Raw genomic sequence first — 22,691 nt, 5'->3', positions numbered from 1 at the left:
CCTGGACCATCGTGCGTATTGATGGATGAAGACGGAGAAGCACCATGGATGAACTTGACCACCTGCTCTCGCGGTTGCGCGATGCGCCTCTCGATCCCAGGCTCGGCGGCCTGGAAAGCCGGGTCATGGCGGAAATAGCGCGCATCCGGGCCATACCAAGCCTTGGCGCTATGACGTTCGGCATCGCGGCCGCAACCGCGCTGTTCATCGGAATTGCCGGCTCGGCAGTTTCGACACGGTCTGCTGATGCCAAACCGCTATCGCCCTTCGATGCTCGGCTCGCGCTTGCGCCCTCGACGCTGCTGAGCTCGCAGTGATGCGCGACCGCCGCCGGCTCCTGCTCCTCGTCCTGGTGACCTTCGCCGCGGCGATCGCTGGCGTTGTCATTGGCCGCGTCTATGTGGTTCCAGTGCGCCCGGTCGAAAATGAGCTGCACGAGCTGCTCCATCGCGATCTGAAGCTGAATTCAGCGCAACACAGCCGACTCGAGACAATCGAGAAGAACTACGCGATCCGGCGTCAAGCGCTGGAGGCCGAATTGCGCGCCGACAATGCGCGTCTCGCGGAAGCGATCGAAGCGGAGCATGGCTATGGCCCGCAAGTCGCAACTGCGGTGGATCGCTCGCACCAGGCCATGGGCGCGCTGCAGAAAGAAACACTTGAGCATATCTTCGCGATGCGGGCCGTGCTGCGCCCGGATCAGACGGACAAATTCGACGACGCCGTGGTGAAAGCGCTGACGGCCAAATCCGAATGACCGCGTGCCTCCCCGACTGCTCGGACGGGGAGCTCGCGGCTCTGGCGCTTGGAGGCCGGCAAGCGGCCTATGGCGAGCTGGTCCGCCGGCATCAAGGTTGGGTTCACCGGCTCGTGCGCAGCCATGTCGGATCTATGGATGAGGCATTGGATGTCACCCAGGCGAGCTTCGTCGCGGCCTTTGCCGCACTCAACCGCTATGACGTAACCCGACCCTTCCAGGTCTGGATGTCCCGGATTGTCATCAACAAATGCCATGACTGGCGGCGTCGGCGAGCGGTTCGAAATTTCTTTGCCCTAGCCCTACCGCTCGGCGAGGCGGACGGCGTCGCCGACGACGCACCGCTGCCCGATCAGGCGATCGGGGCCGAACAGCAGCTCGCGCAAGCAATGAAAGCGATTGCTGCCCTGCCGTCTTCCCTCAAGGACACGCTTATTTTGCGTACGATCGACGAGAAATCGGAAGCTGAAACCGCCGAAATTCTCGGGATCAGCCAGAAGGCGGTCGAAACGCGCCTCTATCGAGCTAGGGCACGCCTTTCGGAAATATTAAAGAAAGTTTGAGGGGGATGAGGCCATGCTGCGTATTCCCAATAGGTACGCCCTCTTTCTTAAAGCTGAGACAACCGAATGATTTCTGCTCTCGACCGCCGCCAGTTCCTCCGCGGCGCGGCCCTCGCCGGCGGCGGCGCAGCATTGTCAGCCTGGCTGCCGGCCTGGGCGCAGACGATCTCGCCGGGGATGCGACCGACGCTGCCGACCGTGTCGGGCGAAGACATTACGCTCACCATCGCCCGGCAGTCGATGACCATCGACGGGCGCAAGTTCCGGGCAATCGGCCTCAACGGCACGGTCCCCGCCCCGCTGATCCGGCTGCGCGAGGGCCAGCGCGTGCGGCTCAACGTCATCAATCAGCTGGAGGAGGACAGCTCGATCCACTGGCACGGGCTGATCCTGCCGGCCAATATGGACGGTGTGCCGGGCGTGTCTTTTCCGGGCATCAAGCCGGGCTCGAACTACCTCTACCAGTTCTCCGTCGTGCAAAGCGGCACCTACTGGTACCACAGCCATTCAGGCCTGCAGGAACAGGAAGGCCATTACGGCCCGATCATCATCGATCCCGCCGGTGCCGATCCGGTCGCCTATGACCGCGAGCATGTCATCGTGCTCGCCGATCACAGCGCGCTCTCGCCGCAGGCGATCTTCCGGCGCCTCAAGGTCAACCCCGGCCATTTCAATTTCCAGCGCCAGACCCTGGCCGGGCTCCTGTCGGGCAAGGATCAGCCGCTCAAGGACCGGCTCGACTGGGGCCAGATGCGGATGGACCCGGCCGACATCTCCGATGTGACCGGATCCACCTACACCTATCTCGTCAACGGCCATGGTCCGATGGACAACTGGACCGCGCTCTTCACCCCGGGCGAACGGGTGCGGCTGCGGGTCATCAATGCGTCGGCGATGACCACCTTCAACGTCCGCATCCCCGGCCTGCCGCTGACCATCGTCCAGGCCGACGGGCAGAATGTGGTGCCGGTCACCGTCGACGAGTTCCAGGTTGGTGTTGCCGAGACCTACGACGTCGTTGTCAGCCCAGGCGATGACAAGGCCTACACCCTTGTCGGCGAGGCGATCGACCGCTCGGGCATGGCGCGTGCCACGCTCGCGCCGCGCGCCGGCATGGCCGGCGAGGTTCCCCCCTTACGCAAACGGCCGCTCGCCGACATGAAGGACATGGGCATGGACATGTCCTCGATGCCGGGCATGGAAGGCATGGACATGTCGGGCGGCGCTATGCGGGGCGTCGATCCGACGGCCGAGAAGAACGCGTCCGCGCGCCTCGCGACCGGCGCGGCGGCAGCGATGGCGACCATGGACAATAGCGCCATGGCAGGCATGGATCATTCGGGGATGGATCATTCCGCGATGAGCGGGATGGACCACGGCGCGATGGGCGCCGATGGCCAGATGGCGGGCATGGACCATGGCGGGCACGCGATGGGGTCGATGAAGATGCGAGACTTCTCGAACGCGCCGCAGGTGAAGCGCGACCCGAGCGTCCAGACCATCTCGCCGATGCCCGTCGACCGCACCGGCGAGCCCGGCCAGGGCCTCGCCGACGTCGGCCACAAGGTGCTTGTCTACAGGGACCTGATGGCGCTCGATCGCAATCCGGACGTGCGCGCGCCGAGCCGCAGCATCGACATTCACCTCACCGGCAACATGGAGCGGTTCATGTGGTCGTTCGACGGCGAAAAAATGTCGGACCATCACGAGCCGATCCCCTTCATCGAAGGCGAGCGGGTGCGCGTCAATCTCATCAACGACACGATGATGGGGCATCCGATCCATATTCACGGGCATTTTTTCGAGCTGGTGACGGGGCATGGCGATCATGCGCCACGCAAGCATACGGTAATCGTCCAGCCCGGCGGCAAGGTGACCTGGGACTTCACCGCCGACGCGGTCGGCGACTGGGCCTTCCACTGTCATCTCCTCTACCACATGCATGCCGGGATGATGCGGGTCGTGAGCGTCCGTCCGAAGGGAGACGCGTAATGACCCGCATCCTCACGCCGCTGGTGAGCGCGATCGCCCTTTTCGCTGCCGCGCCCGCCTTTGCCCAGGATCATTCAATGCACGGCATGCCCGGCATGGCGCCGCCGGGCGAGGTGCCGCCGGCGCAGGAGAAGAAGAAGGACAAGGCCGCCGCCAGGCCGCGCGCTCAGACACCAGCGCCAGACGCCACCTCGGCGATGGACCATTCGCAGCACCAGGCCAGTCCTGCGCCGCAGGGAGATGCGGCCGGTCAGCCGCAACCCGCGTCTCCCGCGATGCCGGACATGCCGGGCATGGACCACTCCCAGCATCAGGACGGCGCGATGCCGGACATGCCCGGGATGGACCATTCGCAGCATGGCCAGACCGCCATGCCCGGCATGCAAATGACCGGCACGGCGCTTCCGGCCGGCAATGCGCCCCCGCCGCCTCCCCCCAGCGACCACTTCGCCGATCGTGATTTTCCCGGCGCCGAGATGGCGCGCTCACGCGACATCATGATGAAGGACAGCGGCGGCAACAATTTCGGGCAGGTGCTGCTCAACCTGTTCGAGTATCAAGCGCATAGCGGTCGCGATGGCTATCGCTGGGATGGCGAAGGCTTTTACGGCGGCGATATCAACCGGCTCTGGCTCAAGAGCGAGGGCGAAGGCGAGTTCGGCCGCGGCATCGACAGCGCGGAGGTGCAGGTGCTCTATAGCCGGGCCATCGACCCCTATTTCAATCTTCAGGGCGGTATCCGCCAGGACTTCGGCCGCGGGCCCGACCGCACTTACGCGACGGTCGGCGTCGAGGGCCTGGCTCCCGGCATGTTCGAAGTCGAAGGCGCGCTGTTCCTCTCGACCAAGGGCGATGTTCTGGGCCGGGTCGAGGGCTATTACGACCAGCGCATTACCCAGCGCCTGATCTTGCAGCCGCGCGCCGAGGTCAATTTCGCCGCGCAGGATATTCCGGAGAACGACATCGGTTCGGGGCTGGTCAACATAGAGCTCGGCGCGCGCCTGCGCTATGAGTTCAGCCGCCAGTTCGCACCCTATATCGGCGTCTCTTATCTGCGCAAAGCCGGCGACACGGCGCGGCTGTCGAGGCTTGCCGGCGAGGACGTCCATGCCACCAGCTTCGTCGCCGGCATCCGCTTCTGGTTCTAGCATCGGGACGGCTGATGGCGGGGGCGAACAGGAGAGCGGGGCGTTACACTGAGACCCAGGTCGGCCTGCGCCGAACGAAGGAGATACGCCATGGATCATTCGTCCCACATGAGCACACGGAAGATGGGCGCCTATTGGAGCCTGGCCTTCCAGACCGTCATCAGCGGCGTCATCATGTATCTGGTGATGTTCGTCATGATCGACGGGCTCGACAGCTTCTACAACAACCTCAACATGCTCTACATGACGCTGATGATGGTCTCACCGATGGTGGTGCTCATGATCCTCGCCATGCGGCACATGTTCCCGTCGAAGGCCGCCAACATCGCGCTGATCGCCGCGTCGCTGGTCGCCTTCTTGGGCAGCTTCGCGTTCATCCGCACGCAGACCACGATCGGCGACACGGCCTTTCTGCGCTCGATGATCCCACACCACTCCGGCGCGATCCTGATGTGCCAGGAAGCAAAGCTGAGCGATCCCGAAGTCATCCGGCTTTGCGAATCGATCAAGCGCTCGCAGCGGCAGGAAATCGACGAGATGAAGGCCATACTCGCGCGGCGCTGAGTGGCACGGTCCGGCTACGCCCGGATACGTGCGCCCGGCCGGGCGTGTGAGCCGGCCGATGGTCTACACGAGGCGCGGGCCCGACGAGATTGCCAGGGAGGTGGCGCGGCTTGCGCCGCTGTTCCTGCGACAGGCTGGCGGCCACGTCCTGACGCTGCTCGATCCTTCCGGGATGGTGCTGAGCTATAATGAAGAAGGCGAGCGTGCCGAATGCTGGCCGCTCGATCGCGTCCTGGGACAGCCCCACGACCTGTTCTACCCGCCCGACGAGATTGCGGCGGGGCGTCCAGGCGCAGACCTGGCGGCCGCCCTTCACGAGGGCACGCTGGAGCGCGAAGCGTGGCGGGTCTGCGAGAACGGCGCGGAATATCTGGCGCGCCTGACGATCACCGCACTGTTCGAAGGCGACACACATCGCGGCTTCGCCTGCATCAGCCGCGATGTCACCGACGAGGCGGCGGTCCGCGCATCGATCGAGACCCGCGAGCAGCATCTGCAATCGATTCTGGCGACGGTGCCGGATGCGATGATCATCATCGACGAGACCGGCGCCATCACGTCGTTCAGCGCAGCGGCACAACGCCTGTTCGGCTACAGCGAAGCCGAGCTCGTCGGCCGCAACGTCTCCTGCCTTATGCCCCAGCCCGATCGCGACCGTCACGACGAATATCTCGCGCATTATCTGCAGACCGGCGAGCGCCGGATCATCGGCCTCGGTCGCGTCGTGGTCGGCCAGCGCCGCGACGGCTCAACCTTCCCGATGCAGCTGTCGGTCGGCGAGGCCGGTGAAGACGGGCAGCGGTTGTTCACCGGCTTTATCCGGGATCTCACCGCCAAGGAGCAGGATGAGCTCAGGCTCAAGGAACTGCAGGCAGAGCTGGTCCATGTCTCTCGGCTGAGCGCGATGGGCACGATGGCCTCGACGCTCGCGCATGAGCTCAACCAGCCGCTTGCCGCGGTCGCGCTCTATCTCGAGACGATCCGCGACATGCTCGACGAGCGGGACGACGAACCCTTCGTGTCGCTACGGTCGGTGATGGATGATGCGGCACAGGAAACGCTGCGGGCCGGCCATATCGTCCGGCGCCTGCGCGATTTCGTCGCCCGCGGCGAGGTCGACAAGAGCCTCCACGAGCTGCCGCAGGTCATCGCCGAGGCGAGCCAGCTCGCGCTGGTCGGTGCACGCGAGCGCGGCATCCGCAGCTTCTTTGCGGTCGATCCCGCCGCGACGCTGGTCCTCGTCGACAGGGTGCAGATCCAGCAGGTGCTGGTCAACCTGATGCGCAATGCCATCGAGGCGATGGCGGAGTGTCCGGTTCGCGACCTCAAGGTGGCGACCAGGTTGCGCCCTGACGGGCTGATCGAGGTGACCGTGGAGGATACCGGTCCCGGCATCGCGGACGGAATCCGCGAGCAGCTCTTCACGGCGTTCAACTCGACAAAGGCCGACGGCATGGGCCTCGGCCTCTCGATCTGCCGGACCATCATCGAAGCGCATGGCGGCCGTATCTGGATGGAGCGCCCCGACCGCGGCGGCACCCGCTTTCATTTTACCTTGATCCATGCGCGGGCGGAGGAGGAACATGGGGGATAGACGCGTCATCCATCTGGTCGACGACGAGGAGAGCATCCGCAAGGCGGCGAGCTTTGCGCTCAAGACCGCGGGCTACGACGTCGTGACCTATGCCTCGGGCGTGGAGTTTCTCAAGGAGGCGAAGTCGGCGGCCGTCGGCTGCGTCATCCTTGACGTGCGCATGCCCGAGATGGACGGTCTCGAGGTTCAGGCCGCCATGGCAGCACGCGGGGTCAACATGCCGGTCATCGTCCTGACCGGCCATGGCGACGTGTCGGTTGCGGTGCAGGCCATGAAAGGCGGCGCGGTCGACTTTCTCGAGAAGCCCTTCGAGAAAGCGGCCCTGCTCGGCGCCGTCAGCCGCGCGTTCGCGCGTCTCGACGATGTCGACTTTCGCACTCTGGAAACCTCTGAAGCCGGCGTGCGGGTCGCTGCACTGACGCCCCGGGAGCGTGAAGTGCTGGAAGGGCTGGCGAACGGCCTGCCCAATAAGACGATCGCCTATGACCTGGGCTGTTCATCGCGAACGGTCGAGGTCCATCGCGCGAGCCTGATGGCCAAGCTCGAGGTCCGCAATTTGTCCGAAGCCCTGCGGATCGCCTTTGCCGCGGGCATGGGCCGCAAGCCGAAGTGACTGCGACCTCTACGTAGCGACGGGACGAGGCGCGATATGCGATCGATGGTGCAATCGTCACACGGGTGTCCGCTTCTCGCAATGCCATCGGTCCGTTCCACTCAGCATGATGGCAGATACACCATCCTCGTCTCCGACGACGATCCCGGCGTGCGGCGTGGCCTCCAGCTGCTGCTGAGATCGCGCGGCTATGCCGTGTGGGGATATACGACCGGCCACGCGCTGTTGGCCGACCCCCGCGCGAAGGAGGCAGACTGCGTCATCCTCGACTATCGCATGCCCGACATCGACGGATTCGCGATGCTGCGTCACCTTCGCGAGATCGGATGGTCGGGACGCGCCATCATGATCTCAGGCTTTCACGACACGCTGCTGGCCTGGCGGGCCGCCGAGGCGGGCTTCGATCACGTTCTCGCAAAGCCTTTGATCGGCAGGGCTTTGCTCGATGCGTTGGACCGGCACCGCGCCGAGGTTCTGCGAAAGCATTGAGTTATGGCGGCCGGCCCCCGGCAGCCTCAGCCCGGCGCGATGTGGAAAGCCGATCTGCGCCGTCAAAGCCAGTGGCTACGTTTGAACCGGATGTAGAGCCCAATGCAGACCGCAGCGATGACGCCGAGGATGACGAAATATCCCCATTGCGTCTTCAGTTCGGGCATATTCTCGAAATTCATGCCGTAGATTCCGGCAATCGCGGTAGGCACCGCGAGGATCGCGGCCCAGGCGGCAAGCTGACGCGTGATCGCACCCTGGCGCTGCTGTTCGAGCAGGTGACTCGCCTCGAACACCGAGATCAGGATGTCGCGGATGCCGGTGATGGCGCTCTCAACCCTGAGCATGTGATCGAGCAAATCACGGAAATAGGGTTTCCTTCTCACGATCTGGCTTTTGAGCCATTCGAGCATGGAATCTTTTGCCATCATGGGCGTCGTCGTCGCTCTCGGCAGCATCGTCTACCGGGCCAGCATCCGCCGGTCATCAACGTAGGGGTCACGACGGTGGAGCGAGCGGTCGGCTCTTCAAGCCCAACGCGATCGGCTCATTTCTCGCTCACCAGTCGTGAACTAACGGCAAATTTGTCAGAATTTGAGGGTGAAAGTGATTTATGGCCCTCATTTTTGTTTCAAGCAGCGCCTGCCGAATGCATCTCTGCGATTGATGTCTTCTGCAAAAGCTTGTTGGCATCGGATGCTCGCTGATCACACCTAACCCGTAATCGTGCCTCTGGCTGACATACCCGACAAACGTATAAGCTCGCCATGCGCGGGCGTCACCAACCCAATTCCGCGTGCGATCCCAAGCGCACAAGCTGCAAGGTGTCGTCATCGGGCTTGCGGTAAATCAGCACGAGGTCGGGCTTTATGTGGCAATCGCGATGGTCGCGCCAGTCGCCGGTCAGCGCATGGTCGCGGTGGCGCGGTTCAAGCGGCTCGTCGGATGCCAGCGCCTCGATGATCGGGATCAGGTCAGCGTCCAGCGTCTTGGCGTGCTGCCCCTTCTTCTCCCGCTTGTAGTCGCGCTTGAACCGCCCGAAGCGTTCAATCGTCCGCATTGAGGTCGGCCATCAGGTCGACCACCGTGGCGAACCGCTTGCCCTTTCCCTCGCGCGCTTCCTTCATGGCCTCGATCGTCTCGGCATTGGGCACCAGCGGTTCAAACGGCAAGGCCTTGTCGCGGGCAACGCGGGTCAGCATCAGGCGCACGGCATCGGAGACGGTCAGCCCCATAGCAGCCAGCACGGTCGCGGCTTCCTCCTTCACCGCTCCGTCGATCCGGGTCTGCACAAGAGCGTTTGCGGCCATGTCGATTTCCTTTCTGCATGACGATGTAATGCAAGCGAACGCAAAGTGCAATCAGGCAAAGCCCCGGCTATCGACATGGCGACCGGGCTTCGCGTTTTTCACCTTCAATGCTGTGAGTGCCATCGGTTCGGGGCCCTGATCGGGAATGTTGGGGCCGTTCTCACACTTTCGGTGGGCAAACGGTCCCACAATCGTTCCCACATTTTGGGCCAAATTCAGGCAAATCAGGGAGACGACCGCGAACAACTTACAAGACAAATCGTTGCTTTTTCAGTGTAGGTAGGGGTAGGGACGCCATCAGCTCGCTTGACACAAGGTTCTACACTCGACAGCGGGGTCCTCTACCACCGGGCAATTCTGCAGGATGCTGCAAACCGCGCGATATCAATGGCGGGCGAAAATTCGCTGACCGGCGCTGCCGAAGGCCACCACCGTATAGGGTTGGCGGGCAGCGCCTGCCACTTCCATGCCCTCCGAACCGATCGGCATCCCCGCAACCGCAATGCCTTTGACGCCCGCAGGACGGGTCGCCAGCAAGCGCTTGACGTCGGATATCGGGACATGGCCCTCGATCATATAGCCATCGACGATCGCGCTGTGGCAAGATGCCAGCGTCCGGGGCATGCCGGCCTTGCGCTGAAGCTCGCTGCGCGACGCATCGTCACGCATGACGACCTTGCGTCCCAGCTTCGCGCGCACGGCCTGCGCCCACTTCTCGCAACATCCACATCCCGGATCCCGGTGGACGACGATATCACTGGCCGCAAGCGCTACGCCGGGCATGGCGAGGAACAGCAAGGCGACGAATAGGCGGGTCTTCATGAAATGACTCCCGGAAGAACGATAAGCATGGGGCAGAGGCCCCTTCTTTTCTATACGCATCAATGCGCCCCTCCCCTCATCACGCAGATGATTTTACGATGGCGGGCGGCCTCCAGGCTAGCGGCAGGGACACAAGCAGCGCTAGCGATAGACCACCAATCCCCCACAGAACGAGCGGCTGCGCCCCGGGAGCGACGATGGCTATCGCCAGCGGCGCGAGCGCCTGCCCGATGCTGGCGGCGGAATGCTGGAAACCGAGCTTCACGCCTGAAGGGGCCCCGCCGCCGCTGATCCAGAAGCTGGTGACCAATCGAAGGGTTGCCGAGCTCCAGCCGGCAGCAACGATGATCCCACTGAGCTCGGCCATACTCGCGGCGACAGGAAACATGAAAAGTGCCACAGCCAGCAGGCCCAGCGTCAATCCGGCAAGCCGCCTCGGCACAGTGACCAGCCAATCCAGCTTTGCATGGAAGATCTGTGCCGCCAGCATGCCCAATCCGCAGAGACTGAGCATCCAGGCGATCTCTTCGCGGCTCAGCGAAATGGCGCTCCGCGTCACCAGGAGATTGACATGCATCGCCGCCAGCCCGCCGCCCGCGACGATCGTGATAAAAAGCAGGATCAACGTCGCGCCGAGCGTAGGCGCGGGCAGGTCTCCGCCATCGATGCAAGGTGCACACCAGCGCGGCAGACGCACGGCGCAAAGCGCCGCCCCGACGGCACCGATGCCGAGAGCGAGGATCATGAGGGGAGCGCGGGGCAGGATCGCGGCCGAGACCTCCGCCACCAGCGGACCGGCGAGATCGCCCAGAAACACGAAGGCGGTCAGCCAGGTGAAGCGGCGCGCCTGGTCCGCGCGCCCGCTTGCGGCAAAGCTCGCGCAGAGCAAGCCCAACGGTATGATGGCGGCCGACGCCATCCCCGCCACCAGACGCAATGCATAAAGCTCAGGCAACCCGACGAGGCCGATCGGCGCGGTCACCAGCGCGAGGATGACCAGCGCTGCGCGCAACATCGCCCGATAGTCGACCCGGTCCGCGATCCAGCCCCAGAGCGGCGCCGCCAGCAAGGCTGCCAGGGGATGGACCGCAGTCAGGCTCGCGACGTGAAAATCATGAGCGCTTGACGATAGCGCGCCACGAGCCGGGTCGACCAGTGCCGGAAGGAAGGCGAGAATGGCCGTCTGTCCCGCCGACGCCGCAGCCGCCGCGAGCAACAAGACGAAAAAGGAGGCCGGCCAGCGACCGTTGGCTTGCGATCCAGCCTTGTCACGCGGCGCGTTCGCGGTCGATCCCTCGAGTGGCCATCCGCGGATCACCACCAGGCGCGCAAGCCGATCACCAGCCTGTGTTCGGAAGGCCCTTCCCTGCGCAGGCGACGGAAATCGGCCGTGCCGTCAAATGCGCGCTCCCAGACGAAGCCGATATAGGGCGCGAACTTGCGCGACACCTCGTAGCGCAACCGTCCGCTCAGCTCGACATTGCTGAAGCCGCTGCCGAGCTGCCGATCGCTCGACCGCTTCGAATAGATATTGGTTTCCACCTGCGGCGTAAGGATCAACCGATTGGTGAACAGGACCTCATAGGAGGCCTTGGCGCGCGCCGCGAGACGCCCATCGGTTCCTACATAGCCGGTGAGCTGGACGTCGAACCAATAGGGCGCCAGTCCCTCGACGCCGGCGGCGAGCCAGGTGGTCGCACCCTTGCCGAGATCCTGCCTGACCCCGAGCAGCGTGCCCCAGAACGGGTTCTTGCTGTGCCACCACAGCGCCTCGACGCTGCTCTCCGGATCGAGACGTTGGTCGCGGGAGTTCTTGAGCCCCTGGCTGCGCAGCCAGAGCTTGTCATTGTCCTGACCCTTGGTGACGAGCACGGTCCAGCCCACGCCCTGACCCTCGTTGCCGCTGGTGAACTCGAGCTCATCCACAAGTATCTTGGGGATCGAGAGCTTGTCGGCCATCTCATAGCCCGGCAGCGTCGAGTTGCGATAGCCGTCGGCATAATCGTCCGAGTTGCGCGCGTCCGGCGGGGCCTTGCCACCCTGCATCGAGCCCATGTCCATCGTGGCGCCGTTACCGGACGCCTTCGTGTCGGTCATATCCATGCCCGGCATGTCCATGCCCGCATGCTCCTGAGAGCCTTGCGCGGAAGGTGAGTTTGGATCGGGAGTGGCCGTTTGGGCAGGGGTGGCGGCGGGCGACGGGGGCAAGGCATCCTGCGCGAGGGCGGGAGCCGTGATCGCCGGCGCCAGGAAGAGGGCAACGCCAAGAGCAATGCCGCGCGAGGGGATAATCCGGATCATGCGACCACCACCTCCCGGAACATGCCGGCCGCCATGTGATAGAGCAGATGGCAGTGGAAGGCCCATCGGCCCATGGCGTCGGCGGTGACGCGGAAGCTCACCCGCTGGGCGGGCTGGACCACGACCGTATGCTTGCGGACCTGGAAGGCGCCGTCCGGGCCTTCGACATCGCTCCACATGCCGTGCAGATGCATCGGATGCGCCATCATCGTGTCGTTGACGAAGGTGACGCGCAGCCGCTCGTTCGGCTTGAAATGCAGCGGCCGGGAATCGTTGAGCTTGATGCCGTCGAGCGACCAGATGAACCGTTCCATATTGCCCGTCAGATGCAGCTCGATGTCGCGCTCGGGCTCGCGCGGGTCGGGATCGCCGCCCGGCGTGCGCAGATCGGCCAGCGTCAGCACGCGCCAGCCGCGCCCGCGCAGCCCGGCGCCGGGATCGTCCAGATTGGTGCGGGGATAGTCGACGCGCATGTCGGTATTGGCGCCATATTCGGTGCGGGCGTGCTGTGCCCTGGCCGGCATCTCGGTCATGCCGTGCCCGGCATGCGCGTCGCCTCCCATTGCGCCCATCGTCGCCATCGCGCCCATCATGTCGACCGGCTCGAGCCAGGTCCGGGCATCGAGCGGCGGCACGGCTGCCGCCATGCCCGGAGCCGGTGCGATCGTGCCGCGGGCATAGCCGCTCCGATCGATCGCCTGCGCGAAGATGGTGCGGGCGCCGCCCTCGGGCATGGTGAACTCGACGTCATAGGTCTCGCCCGGGCCGATCCGGAATTCCTCGACCGTGACCGGCTCGACCGGCTGCCCGTCGGCCGATACGACCGTCAGCTCGACCCCCGGGATCCGCACGTCGAAGAACGTCGCCGTCCCCGCGCCGACGAAGCGCAGGCGCACGCGTTCGCCGGGCGCGGCGATACCGGTCCAGTTGCCGGCGGGCGGCGCGCCGTTCATCAGATAGGTGTAGGTCGCGGCAGAGACATCGCTGTAGTCGGTCGGGTTCATCCGCGAGCTGTTCCACATCCGCCGCCGCTCGAGCGCCTTCCCAAGGCCCATGGCGCCGACATCCTTGAGGAAGTCGCCGGCTGTCGGCTGCGCAAAATTATAGTAGCTGCTCTGCTTCTTGAGATTGAGGAAGATCTGCAGCGGCGGCTCGTCCGACCAGTCGCTGAGCACGATGCAATAGTCGCGATCGGGCGCCCGCGCCGCCGGCGCCTGTTTCGGCTCCACGATGATCGCTCCATAGAGTCCCGTCTGCTCGGCGAGCGTGTGAGCGTGATACCAGTAGGTTCCGCTCTGGCGGACCTCGAAGCGATAGGTGAAGGTCTCGCCCGGCGCGATGCCGGCAAAGCTGATGCCGGGCACGCCGTCCATCTCCGCCGGCACGATGATGCCGTGCCAATGGATGCTCGACATCTCCTTGAGGCCGTTGCGCACACGGAGCGTGACCGTGTCGCCTTCGCGCAGGCGCAGGACCGGCGCGGGCACGCTGCCGTTCACGGCGGTCGCGATACGGCGTTTGCCGGTGAAGTTGACTGGCAGCTCGGCGATCTCGAGGTCGAACTCGGTCCCGCTAAGCTCGGCGGGCGAGACTGGGGCGGATCGCGCGAGAAGCGCCGGGGCGAAGCCGGCAACCGCGCCGCCGATCGCCAGCCCCTGGACGAAACGGCGCCGTGCGATCGGCCGGATATGTAAGGGAGACATGAACTGTACTTTCGCGAAGTCGGGTTCAGGCGAGGTCGAGGACGATCCGGCCCTCGATGTCGCCATGGTGCATGCGGGAGAAGACGTCGTTGATGTTCTCCAGCTTGTCTGCATGGACCGTGGCCTTGACCTTGCCGTCGCCGGCGAACGCCAGTGCCTCGAGCAGATCGAGCCGCGTGCCGACGATCGAGCCTCGCACGGTAATGCCGTTCAGCACGGTGTCGAAGATCGACAGCGGGAAGTCGCCCGGCGGCAGACCATTGAGCGCGACCGTGCCGCCGCGCCGGACCATGCCGAGCGCCTGCTGGAACGCCTTGGGCGAAACGGCGGTGACGAGCGCTCCGTGCGCGCCGCCTATCGCCTTCTTGAGCGCTGCCGAAGGGTCCTCGCTGTGCGCGTTGACCGTCAGTGTGGCGCCAAGGCGTGTAGCGAGGTCGAGCTTGCTATCGTCGATGTCGACCGCGGCCACATTGAGACCCATGGCACGGGCATATTGCACCGCCATGTGGCCGAGCCCGCCGATCCCTGAGACGACCACCCACTCGCCGGGTCGGGCCTCGGTGGCCTTCAATCCCTTGTAGACGGTGACGCCCGCGCAGAGGATCGGCGCAATGTCGAGGAAGTCGACATTGTCGGGAAGGTGACCAACATAGTTGGGATCGGCGAGGACATATTCGGCAAAGCTGCCATTGACCGAATAGCCGGTGTTCTGCTGTTCGTGGCAAAGCGTCTCCCAGCCACCCAGGCAATGCACGCAATGCCCGCAGGCGGTGTAGAGCCAGGGCACGCCGACCCGGTCGCCTTCCTTCACATGGGTGACGCCCGCACCGACGGCGGCGACATGCCCGACGCCTTCATGGCCAGGAATGAAGGGCGGGTTGGGTTTGACCGGCCAGTCCCCTTCTGCCGCGTGCAGGTCGGTATGGCACACGCCGGTTGCCGCAATCTTGACCAGGATCTGCCCGGGGCCGACCGTCGGGATCGGCGCGTCCTCGATGACCAGGGGCTTGCCGAATTCGCGGACGACCGCCGCCTTCATGGTTTTCGCCATGTCCGTTTCTCCTTTTGAGCGAGGGGTCAGAACAGGCCGAGCGCGTGCTCGTCATAGGAGACGAGCAGGTTCTTGGTCTGCTGATAATGGTCGAGCATCATCCGGTGATTTTCACGCCCGAAGCCCGACGCCTTGTATCCGCCGAAGGCGGCATGGGCGGGGTACTGGTGATAGCAGTTGGTCCAGACCCGCCCGGCCTCGATCGCGCGGCCCAGACGGTAGGCGGTGTTGCCGCTCCGGGTCCAGACGCCCGCGCCAAGACCGTAGGCGGTGTCGTTGGCAAGTGCGATCGCCTCCTCGACCGTCTTGAAGGTGGTGACCGCCAGGACGGGACCGAAGATCTCCTCCTGGAAGATGCGCATGTGGTTCTGACCCACGAACACGGTCGGCTGTACGAAATAGCCCTGGTCGAGCGCACCGCCCGGCAGCGCCTTGGCGCCACCGACCAGACACTGCGCGCCCTCGGCCTTGCCGATATCGATATAGCCCAGGATCTTGTGGAGCTGGTCCTCCGACGCCTGCGCGCCGACCTGGACCGAGGGGTCGAGCGGATCGCCCTGGCGGATCGCGGCGACGCGCGCCACGGCGCGCTCGATGAAGCGATCGAAGATCGACTCATGGATCAGCGCGCGCGACGGGCAGGTGCAGACCTCGCCCTTGTTGAACGCGAACAGCGTGAAGCCTTCGAGCGCCTTGTCGAAGAAGGCATCGTCCTCGTCGAGCACGTCCGCCATGAAGATGTTGGGCGACTTGCCGCCAAGCTCCATCGTCTGGGGGATCAGATGGTCGGCGGCCGCATGCATGATCTGCTTGCCGGTGACGGTCTCGCCGGTGAACGAGACCTTGGCGATGCGCGGATTGGCGGCGATCGCCTGGCCGACGGTCCGTCCCGGGCCGGTGACGACATTGAGCACGCCGGGCGGCAGGATGTCGGCGGTGAGCTCGGCGAACATCAGCAAGGTGAGCGGCGTCTGGGATGCGGGCTTGATGACGGTGCAGTTGCCCGCCGCCAGCGCCGGGGCGATCTTCCACGCCGCCATCAGCAGCGGGAAGTTCCACGGGATGATCTGGCCGACGACGCCAAGCGGCTCGCGAAAATGATAGGCGATGGTGTCGGCATCGATCGTCGAGATCCCGCCTTCCTCGGCCCGGATGCAGCCGGCGAAATAGCGGAAATGGTCGATCGCGAGCGGAACGTCGGCAGCGCGCGTCTCGCGGATCGGCTTGCCGTTGTCGATCGTCTCGGCAAGCGCCAGCAACTCCATATTATCCTCGAGCCGGTCGGCGACGCGATTGAGAATCCTGGCGCGGTCGGCGGGCGAGATCCTTGCCCATTGATCCTTGGCGGCGTGCGCCGCATCGAGCGCGCGCTCGACATCTTCCGGCGTCGACAGCGCAAACTCGGCGATCTGGGCGCCATTGATCGGGCTCGTGTCCGCGAAATACTCGCCGCTCGCTGGAGCGCTCCATCGACCACCGATGAAATTATCATAGCGGTGTCGGAAGGACGCCGCAGCATTGATGGTCCCGATCGCCTTCTCGAACATCGCCTGTCTCCATCTTTACCGATGCCTGATGAAGTAGGCCTTCTGATGAGACGGCCTATAAGTAAGTTCCGCAGACAAAAATCAGGCAGAGTTTTTACGAAGCGCCAGGCTGGACACGCAAAAGAAGCCGATGATTTTCTCATCAGCTCATAGATTATCTCGTCGCCTAAGCAGGCAATGGCTCTCGCCATTCAATCGCGGCGCAGAGGTCACTGAAGTTGATCCGGCCATGCTTGGTCGGACCTCTTAATCGTAAGCGCGGACCCGCAGCTCGGTGCCAACTCCTGGAGCTTTACGCATCGCGGGCTCCTCTCTCTCGCGGTGGACGCCTGCTTCTCGTTATGAAATCCTAGAAACTTGGAACACCTCTTGAAGAACAGGCCCGCCGCGGGGGCAGCGGCGGGCCCTCAGCCCCAGGGGTCTGTTCTCGGGGCTGGAAACCTCACATGTCGCTCATCGGCTTGTCGGCCATAGGCGTGGCCGGTTTCTTCTTGGCGGCCGGCTTTGCCTTTTTCATCGGCATCTTGCAGCAACCGCTCTTGGGCTTGCCAGCCTTGCTCGAACCGCTCCCCTGCGACGAGCCACCAGACATTCCGGCCATGCCCGCAGCGCCCTGCTGGCCTTGCGGCTTCTGCATGCCGGCTTGGTGATCCTGCATCATTTGGTCGTGCATCTGCTGCCCTCCATGATCCATCCCCTGCTGATGGGCATGGGCGGTGGATGGCTTCGGCTGCGCAGGGGCGTGCTGGGGCGCGGCGGGTGCCGATTGCGCCAGACCCGCGCCAGCGAAGTTCAGGGTCGCCAGGCAGCCGATCGCGCCGACTAGAAGTTTCGTCTTTCGCATTGTGGTTCTCCGCATGATGAGTCCTTGCCCGATCGCCGTTTGCGACCGCGACCATACCGACCCCTCATGCGGGCTTGGCCCTTTGGTCTGAATACGTAAGTTACGAATCCGCACTGGATCAGGACTGGCAGGCCCGCGATCTTGCGGGCGAAACCATGGTCCAAGGGTCCAGCGGATTCATGACTGCATCGCATTAAAGCTCGTGCAGACCTTTATTCTGAAACGCAATTGGCCCGCCGGGGAAACGGCGGACCAACGTTGCGGCCCGGTCAAACGATACCAACGCCTTGTATGGTGAGGCTTTGATCAACCGACCTCTGATGGGCTTTTGGTTCAGCACCCCCCGCCCGACCGATGCGACATGTCAGAAGCCCCCTCCTGGCTCCCCGATTCCCGCATGGCCATCCGGTGGCCTCGCATCATCTCACCGTGCATCTGGTCCTTGCCGTGCCGCATGCCCTCCATATGGGCCGTGCCGGACTGAGCCGGCGCAGGCTTGGCCTTGAGCGTCTCCTCGAGATCCGGCATGTCCGACGGCATGCCATCGGCGAGAACAGGCCCGGCACCGAGGGCAAGGAGGCCGAGGGCTGCGAGCGAAGTGATAACTACCGTTTTCTTGCGCACTATCGATTCCTTCAAGTCTGGTTTCCGTTCGACCGGCTTCAGATCCGGTCGTTTCTCGCTCCTCCGGGAGCTTGCCCTTGAGATGGTATCGGTCCTGACCCGGCAGTATACGTAATATGCGAAGCGGGTGGTCAGCCGGTCATGTCCGCCATCATTCGGCAGCTCGCCGCGCATTTCTTGCAGGTGGCCGAGCAACGCGCGATCCGCTGGTCCTCGCTATGACGCCCGCATTCCTCGGCGCAGCGCTCGCAAGCATCGGCGCAGGCGCGGCACAGGATGCGGTGCAGAGCCGATTCCCGCAGCATCGAGTTGGCTGTCGCCTGGCACAGTTCCGCACAGTCGTTCAGCATGGCGATCAACGACGCGCTCGCCAGCGCGCTGCTTTGCTTCGTCAGCCAGGCGGCGGTTTCGAGGCACATGCGGTGTGAAGCCAGGCAATCGTCGATGCAGTCCGTCATCGACATCGCCATCCCTTCCATTCGATGCTGCTGCCCCGCCGCCGGCGCAGCCAGCGTTCCGGCGGCGGCAAGGCCGGCGCCCGCCATCAGCAATTCGCGTCTCTCGATCATCATGCACCCTCCATCGGCTATCCCTTGCGCGGTGTGCCGCATCCGGCGGCCTCAGCCGTCGCCGGCGACCCATCCGACGCCGCACGCGCCTTCTCCCGCGCCATCCGGGTTTCCTCCCAGGGCCAGTGACCGTTGATCTCGACCCCGAGCGAGATGCTCAGGAAGGTCCGCACCAGCACAAGCCCGGCCAGCACGATGAGATCGTCGAGCGTCGGGTTGATCACCAGCGACTTGACGATGTCGCCGGCGACCAGAAATTCCAGGCCGAGCAGGATGCTGCGGCCGAGCGCCGAGCGGAACGTGCTATAGGCCTCGGTTCGGTCGCCCGCCCTCGCCCGCCGCGCAAACAGAAAGGTTGCGAGCCCCGCGCCGACCAGGATGGTCAGCGTGCCCGCCAGTTCCAGGCCGATCACGGCGAGCCGGAAGAAGGCGCTCAGCCAGTCGGCCTCAATGGTGATCATACCAGCCTCGCTTGCGGATATTGTTGAAGCTGTCGGTGGCGTGACAGGCATAGCATTGGTCGACGCGCGCCTTCGATCCGGCTGCGCGCTGCGAGACCATGCTGAAATGCTCCATGAAGTGACTGGGCGGCGCCTTATGGCACTCGGCGCACTGCGTCGAATTGACCGATGGATGGCGGTAATTGGCGATCTTCCAGCTGTCGGTCTTGTGGCAGCTCGCGCAGTCGGTGCCGAACAGGCCCTGGTGCGGATCGCGGAACGCATGGCAGCTCGCGCAATTGAGCGCGGTCTCGGGGGTCAGGCTTCGAGTGTTTGTCGACATGCCCGCCAAAGGCTGCCGCCACTTCGCCATGTCGAGCAACGCGGCGTGATCCATGCGGATGATGCCGCGCTCTCCCTCATGTTCGACGTGGCAGGAGGTGCACTGCGTCGCTTTCGCGTGGAACTGCGTCGACTGCTTCGTCCCGAAATCGGTGCCCGCATGGCAGGTGAGACAGGTCCGGGTTTCGACGCCCTTGCCCGGCGTGTGGCAGGCCGTGCATTGGCCGGCAAAGGACTGGTGCGCGCTCGAGAGCGGGCCGGGCGAGACGAGCTGCGCCACCAGGCCGGCATCCCTCGGCGCGTCCGATCGCATCCGGATCGCGACCGCGGCGACCATCACCAGCAGGGCTGCGATGAAGACGGCGTAGGAAAGACGCTGCCAGCTCATAGCCAGCGCAGCCCGTAATAGATCGCCGCGCCGACGTGGAGCGCGAGCAGCGCGAAGATGAGACAGCCCAGCAGGATGTGCAGGAACCGCCACCGCGCGAACAGGGTGTTGGTTGCCTCTTCGGCACGGATCGCGAATTCGGTATCGGCCAGCGCTGCGGCGATCCCCGCCTTGTCCTGGGGGCGCTGGCCCGCGGACGCATCCCCGGCGACGAACAGATAGCGCTTCCAGCCCGACAGCGGCGGGGCTGCGGTATCGGCCTGCGTCGGCGCCGCCGGCTCCTCGAGGAAGGCGGCGCGAAGCGAGGCCAGTTCTGACCTGCGTCCGCGCAGCGCCCGACCAAGCTGGGCAAGCAGGTAGCGGCCGATGAAGCCGGTGATGACCGTCATCAGCAGGAGGACGGTCAGAAGCAGGCCGACCGGGCTTTCGAGCTTGTGCGCGGCGTGGACCAGACCCAGGATCGGCGCCAGCACGCCGGCATAGATGTGGATGGCGAGCAGGGTTGGCTTGCTGACGACCCGGGAGAGCGCCTTGTCGACCCAGGCGATGTGCTTGGCCGCGACATAAGGAAGCGTCAGCAGCATCAGCACGAGCGCTGCGATCCCGATGATCCCGCCGGCCAGGCTACCCGGAAAGCGGGGCGACACATGCACGAGATAGCCGAACGGGAACAGCAGCAGGAACGCGACCAGCAGGCCCACGGCAATGTCGCTGCGTTCGCGCATCAGGCTTCGACCACGAGCGGCGTGCCCGTCCCCTTCGCCTGGCACGCGAGCACATAGCCTTGCGCCTTGTCGGCGGGCGCAAGGCCGGATTCGACCTCCATCGTCACTTCGCCCTGCAGCAGCTTGACCACGCAGGCGCCGCATGTGCCCGCACGGCATGCATAGGGGATCTCGACGCCCGCGCCCTCGGCCGCCTCCAGCACGGTCTCGTCCGCGGGCAAGGCCGCCGACACCCCCGACACGGAGAAGGTCACCGTGCTCGGCGCCACCTCGGCGCTCGGGGCCGGCTTATCCGCTGGCGGGGGCGCGGGCTTGACCTCGAGATCCTCGTGGTCGGCCGGCAGCGAGGCCGGACCGAACGCCTCGGTGTGCAGCTGCGCGTCGGGGACGCCGAGTTCCGCCAGCACGCCGCGCATCGCGCCCATCATCGCCGGCGGGCCGCACATATGGATGCGCCGGCTCGCGATCTCCGGCACCGCGGCCAGGATCATCTCGCGCGTGATCGGCCCTTCGGGGCCCATCCAGACGGTGCCGGGCGCGCGCTGCATCGCGGCGACGACATGGAGGTTGGGAAAACGGCGTTCGAGCCGCTCGAGCTCGTCGCGGAACACGAATTCCTCGGTCGACCGTGCGCCGTAGAAGAAGAAGATATCACCCTTCCACGCGGTGTCGGTGAGATAGCGCAGCACCGACATCATCGGGGTGATGCCGACCCCGCCCGCGATCAGCACGATGCTCTGGGCATCCGTTCCCGTGAAGGTGAAGGCGCCGAACGGTCCGCTGACCTTCAGCAGATCGTCGGCGACGACCTTGTCGTGCAGGTATCGCGAGACCACGCCCTGCTCCTCGCGCTTGACCGTCAGTTCGACATAGGCCCGCTGGGTCGGCGAAGAGGCGATCGTGTAGGAACGGCGCGCGGTCTTGCCCGCTTCGGGCTCTACCTCGACCTGCAGGAACTGGCCCGGCAGGAAGTCGAACGGCAGCCGGTCGGCGGTCGGGTCCGCGAGCCGGAAGGTCAGCACGCTCGGCGTCTCTCGCACGATCTGGACCACGCGCAGCTGCCCCGCCCAGCTTTTGGGCTTGCGCAGCGACGCCCCAGCGGGTGCGGCCGCATTGCTCGGCGCGAGCCCGGCGCTGTCGGCAACGGGTGCAGGCGCGGGCGCAACCCTGGTAGCGGGAGGGGCAGCCTTCGGCTCCGGCTTTGCTGGAACCTTGGCGGTGGCGACACCGCCGGCGATCGCCCCGATCCGCCGCAGGCGGAAGATCTGCAGCGCGATAAGCGTGGCGCTCACCAGCCCCAGGAACAGCATGAGAAGGAGGTGCGAGGGCGAGATGCCGAACCAGTGATCGGCATGGCCGGGCGCGGCCTGGTCGATGTCGAGCTGATCGCGCAGCCAGGCAAGCCCGACCTCCCGGGGCGGCTGCAAGCCCCCGATCGCGCCCTGCGCGGCGGTGCCGGAGCGGAACAGGTCGGTTCCCTCGCGCAGGCGCCGCGCCGCATCGAGCCGGGCCGAGACCGTGGTCGCACGCGCGCCGTCGGCCGAGGCGGCGTTGATCATCGCCAGACCCGTGCTTACCCGTTCGCCGGCCTGCGCAGCGACCCGCTGCCTTGCCGCTTCGTCAAGCGCGGGAAAGGCGAGCAGCTGCGAGATGAAGCCGGTCCGGCGCGATTCGTGGCCGTGCTCATTCTCCCCTTCCCCATTGATCATGCGATCCATCATGGGGTTCATCATCTTCGCCATGTCCGACGACCCCGGCTCTGCCGGTGCGGACATGCCCCCGCCGGCCGGCATGCCTGCGCCATGATGCGCGGCATGATCCTCGCCCTCCTGCGCGCCCGCGCTCGCGGACAGGCTGAGAGCGATTGCGCAGCCGAGGCTCAAGCGTCGAAGGCTGATCCGCCTGGACATCCTCATCCCCTTAGTGTGCGAGCCTACATATCCTTCATCGGCATCGCCGCATTGCCCGGCGCGGGATCGGGTGCCGGCGCGGTCTGGTTGCCGGCCCCGGCGCGCATCGCGTCATGGTCCATCGCCTGACGGTGATGCCGCTCCATCTCGGCCTGGTTGCTCATCGCGTCCATCGGCGCCGCGTCTGCAGCGTTGCCGCTGTCGGTCAGGACCGGGGTGGCGGCGACGCTGTTCGCCGCGGGCGGCACCGTCTGGTCGGCCTGGCGGTCGCAGCCCGAAAGCGCGAGCGCCAGCAACAGGCTTCCGCCGACAAGTGGAAGGGCTTTCTTCGCATGGTCGATCATGGCTTTGCTCCTTGGCTTGAAAACTGTGTCCGGGCGCCATCCCTGGCGTCC

Annotated in this window: 25 protein-coding genes and 1 pseudogene; 9 read left to right on the top strand and 17 right to left on the bottom strand. The window is 65.1% G+C overall.

From position 1 onward, the window contains the following. Window positions 1-44 precede the first annotated feature (44 nt). The 9 genes from SLG_RS19815 to SLG_RS19775 all read left to right on the top strand — a co-directional run bounded on the left by SLG_RS19815 (window position 45) and on the right by SLG_RS19775 (window position 7,720). Entirely contained in the window at window positions 45-317 is a 273-nt protein-coding gene (locus SLG_RS19815) for a hypothetical protein (protein WP_007683370.1), read from the top strand. Further along, window positions 317-757, top strand: a complete 441-nt coding sequence (locus SLG_RS19810; RefSeq protein WP_007683368.1) for a periplasmic heavy metal sensor — start codon at window positions 317-319, stop codon at window positions 755-757. Before SLG_RS19815 ends, SLG_RS19810 begins: the two co-directional genes overlap by 1 nt. Continuing rightward, window positions 754-1,320, top strand: coding sequence for an RNA polymerase sigma factor (locus tag SLG_RS19805; RefSeq protein ID WP_007683367.1), 567 nt, complete (start codon window positions 754-756; stop codon window positions 1,318-1,320). The genes SLG_RS19810 and SLG_RS19805 overlap by 4 nt, the downstream gene beginning before the upstream one ends. 66 nt (window positions 1,321-1,386) lie before the next feature. Then, window positions 1,387-3,312, top strand: coding sequence for a copper resistance system multicopper oxidase (locus tag SLG_RS19800; protein WP_007683365.1), 1,926 nt, complete (start codon window positions 1,387-1,389; stop codon window positions 3,310-3,312). Next, entirely contained in the window at window positions 3,312-4,460 is a 1,149-nt protein-coding gene (locus SLG_RS19795; protein WP_007683363.1) for a copper resistance protein B, read from the top strand. Before SLG_RS19800 ends, SLG_RS19795 begins: the two co-directional genes overlap by 1 nt. A 90-nt stretch (window positions 4,461-4,550) precedes the next feature. Beyond that, window positions 4,551-5,024 (top strand): DUF305 domain-containing protein, encoded by a 474-nt coding sequence (locus SLG_RS19790; RefSeq protein WP_007683361.1) that lies wholly within the window; start codon window positions 4,551-4,553, stop codon window positions 5,022-5,024. A 58-nt stretch (window positions 5,025-5,082) separates the two neighbouring features. Then, window positions 5,083-6,618: a two-component system sensor histidine kinase NtrB gene (locus SLG_RS19785; RefSeq protein WP_007683359.1), complete on the top strand. Its 1,536-nt coding sequence runs from the start codon at window positions 5,083-5,085 to the stop codon at window positions 6,616-6,618. Further along, complete coding sequence (locus SLG_RS19780) at window positions 6,608-7,231, top strand: response regulator transcription factor (protein ID WP_007683357.1); 624 nt, start codon at window positions 6,608-6,610, stop codon at window positions 7,229-7,231. Before SLG_RS19785 ends, SLG_RS19780 begins: the two co-directional genes overlap by 11 nt. 81 nt (window positions 7,232-7,312) lie before the next feature. Beyond that, window positions 7,313-7,720 (top strand): response regulator, encoded by a 408-nt coding sequence (locus SLG_RS19775; protein ID WP_007683354.1) that lies wholly within the window; start codon window positions 7,313-7,315, stop codon window positions 7,718-7,720. 62 nt (window positions 7,721-7,782) lie between these two features. On the opposite strand, the pseudogene SLG_RS19770 reads toward SLG_RS19775, so the two are convergent. The 17 genes and pseudogenes from SLG_RS19770 to SLG_RS19690 form a co-directional block, all read right to left on the bottom strand. Next, window positions 7,783-8,097 (bottom strand): annotated as a pseudogene (locus SLG_RS19770) (CorA family divalent cation transporter); the annotation flags it as partial. A 401-nt stretch (window positions 8,098-8,498) separates the two neighbouring features. Further along, window positions 8,499-8,780, bottom strand: a complete 282-nt coding sequence (locus SLG_RS19765; RefSeq protein ID WP_004212690.1) for a type II toxin-antitoxin system YafQ family toxin — start codon at window positions 8,778-8,780, stop codon at window positions 8,499-8,501. After that, entirely contained in the window at window positions 8,767-9,030 is a 264-nt protein-coding gene (locus SLG_RS19760; RefSeq protein WP_004212689.1) for a type II toxin-antitoxin system RelB/DinJ family antitoxin, read from the bottom strand. The genes SLG_RS19765 and SLG_RS19760 overlap by 14 nt, the downstream gene beginning before the upstream one ends. Window positions 9,031-9,414: 384 nt before the next feature. Then, the gene (locus SLG_RS19755; protein ID WP_007683347.1) at window positions 9,415-9,852 is read right to left on the bottom strand and encodes a DUF411 domain-containing protein; all 438 of its coding nucleotides are present in this window, start codon (window positions 9,850-9,852) and stop codon (window positions 9,415-9,417) included. Window positions 9,853-9,931: 79 nt separating this feature from the next. Next, window positions 9,932-11,173: an MFS transporter gene (locus tag SLG_RS19750; protein WP_007683345.1), complete on the bottom strand. Its 1,242-nt coding sequence runs from the start codon at window positions 11,171-11,173 to the stop codon at window positions 9,932-9,934. Next, window positions 11,167-12,153, bottom strand: coding sequence for a copper resistance protein B (locus tag SLG_RS19745; protein WP_009823975.1), 987 nt, complete (start codon window positions 12,151-12,153; stop codon window positions 11,167-11,169). The genes SLG_RS19750 and SLG_RS19745 overlap by 7 nt, the downstream gene beginning before the upstream one ends. After that, the gene (locus SLG_RS19740) at window positions 12,150-13,856 is read right to left on the bottom strand and encodes a copper resistance system multicopper oxidase (protein ID WP_007683343.1); all 1,707 of its coding nucleotides are present in this window, start codon (window positions 13,854-13,856) and stop codon (window positions 12,150-12,152) included. The genes SLG_RS19745 and SLG_RS19740 overlap by 4 nt, the downstream gene beginning before the upstream one ends. Before the next feature lie 25 nt (window positions 13,857-13,881). Continuing rightward, window positions 13,882-14,907: an alcohol dehydrogenase AdhP gene (gene adhP / locus SLG_RS19735; RefSeq protein WP_007683342.1), complete on the bottom strand. Its 1,026-nt coding sequence runs from the start codon at window positions 14,905-14,907 to the stop codon at window positions 13,882-13,884. A 26-nt stretch (window positions 14,908-14,933) separates the two neighbouring features. Then, window positions 14,934-16,454: an aldehyde dehydrogenase family protein gene (locus SLG_RS19730; protein WP_007683341.1), complete on the bottom strand. Its 1,521-nt coding sequence runs from the start codon at window positions 16,452-16,454 to the stop codon at window positions 14,934-14,936. A gap of 442 nt (window positions 16,455-16,896) precedes the next feature. Further along, window positions 16,897-17,298, bottom strand: a complete 402-nt coding sequence (locus tag SLG_RS22315; protein ID WP_013849877.1) for a hypothetical protein — start codon at window positions 17,296-17,298, stop codon at window positions 16,897-16,899. Between the two features lie 333 nt (window positions 17,299-17,631). Next, a complete protein-coding gene (locus SLG_RS19720; RefSeq protein ID WP_013039105.1) occupies window positions 17,632-17,922 on the bottom strand; it encodes a hypothetical protein in 291 nt (96 codons plus the stop codon). A 131-nt stretch (window positions 17,923-18,053) separates the two neighbouring features. Further along, entirely contained in the window at window positions 18,054-18,494 is a 441-nt protein-coding gene (locus SLG_RS19715) for a four-helix bundle copper-binding protein (protein ID WP_007683338.1), read from the bottom strand. Between the two features lie 14 nt (window positions 18,495-18,508). Then, window positions 18,509-18,952: a DUF1622 domain-containing protein gene (locus SLG_RS19710; protein ID WP_007683337.1), complete on the bottom strand. Its 444-nt coding sequence runs from the start codon at window positions 18,950-18,952 to the stop codon at window positions 18,509-18,511. Next, complete coding sequence (locus SLG_RS19705; protein WP_007406380.1) at window positions 18,939-19,661, bottom strand: hypothetical protein; 723 nt, start codon at window positions 19,659-19,661, stop codon at window positions 18,939-18,941. Before SLG_RS19705 ends, SLG_RS19710 begins: the two co-directional genes overlap by 14 nt. After that, window positions 19,658-20,386 (bottom strand): hypothetical protein, encoded by a 729-nt coding sequence (locus SLG_RS19700; RefSeq protein WP_007406424.1) that lies wholly within the window; start codon window positions 20,384-20,386, stop codon window positions 19,658-19,660. Before SLG_RS19700 ends, SLG_RS19705 begins: the two co-directional genes overlap by 4 nt. Then, the gene (locus SLG_RS19695) at window positions 20,386-22,296 is read right to left on the bottom strand and encodes a 2Fe-2S iron-sulfur cluster-binding protein (RefSeq protein WP_013039106.1); all 1,911 of its coding nucleotides are present in this window, start codon (window positions 22,294-22,296) and stop codon (window positions 20,386-20,388) included. Before SLG_RS19695 ends, SLG_RS19700 begins: the two co-directional genes overlap by 1 nt. Before the next feature lie 23 nt (window positions 22,297-22,319). Next, window positions 22,320-22,640 carry a hypothetical protein gene (locus SLG_RS19690; RefSeq protein WP_007406382.1) on the bottom strand — a complete coding sequence of 107 codons (321 nt, stop codon included), beginning with the start codon at window positions 22,638-22,640 and terminating at the stop codon, window positions 22,320-22,322. Window positions 22,641-22,691 lie beyond the last annotated feature (51 nt).

Origin of the sequence: Sphingobium sp. SYK-6 (assembly GCF_000283515.1) — a bacterium.
In the GTDB taxonomy this organism is placed as follows: Bacteria; Pseudomonadota; Alphaproteobacteria; order Sphingomonadales; family Sphingomonadaceae; genus Sphingobium; species Sphingobium lignivorans.
The sequence above is the reverse complement of the archived record's forward strand: the minus strand, read 5'-3'. Positions and strand labels throughout refer to the sequence as shown.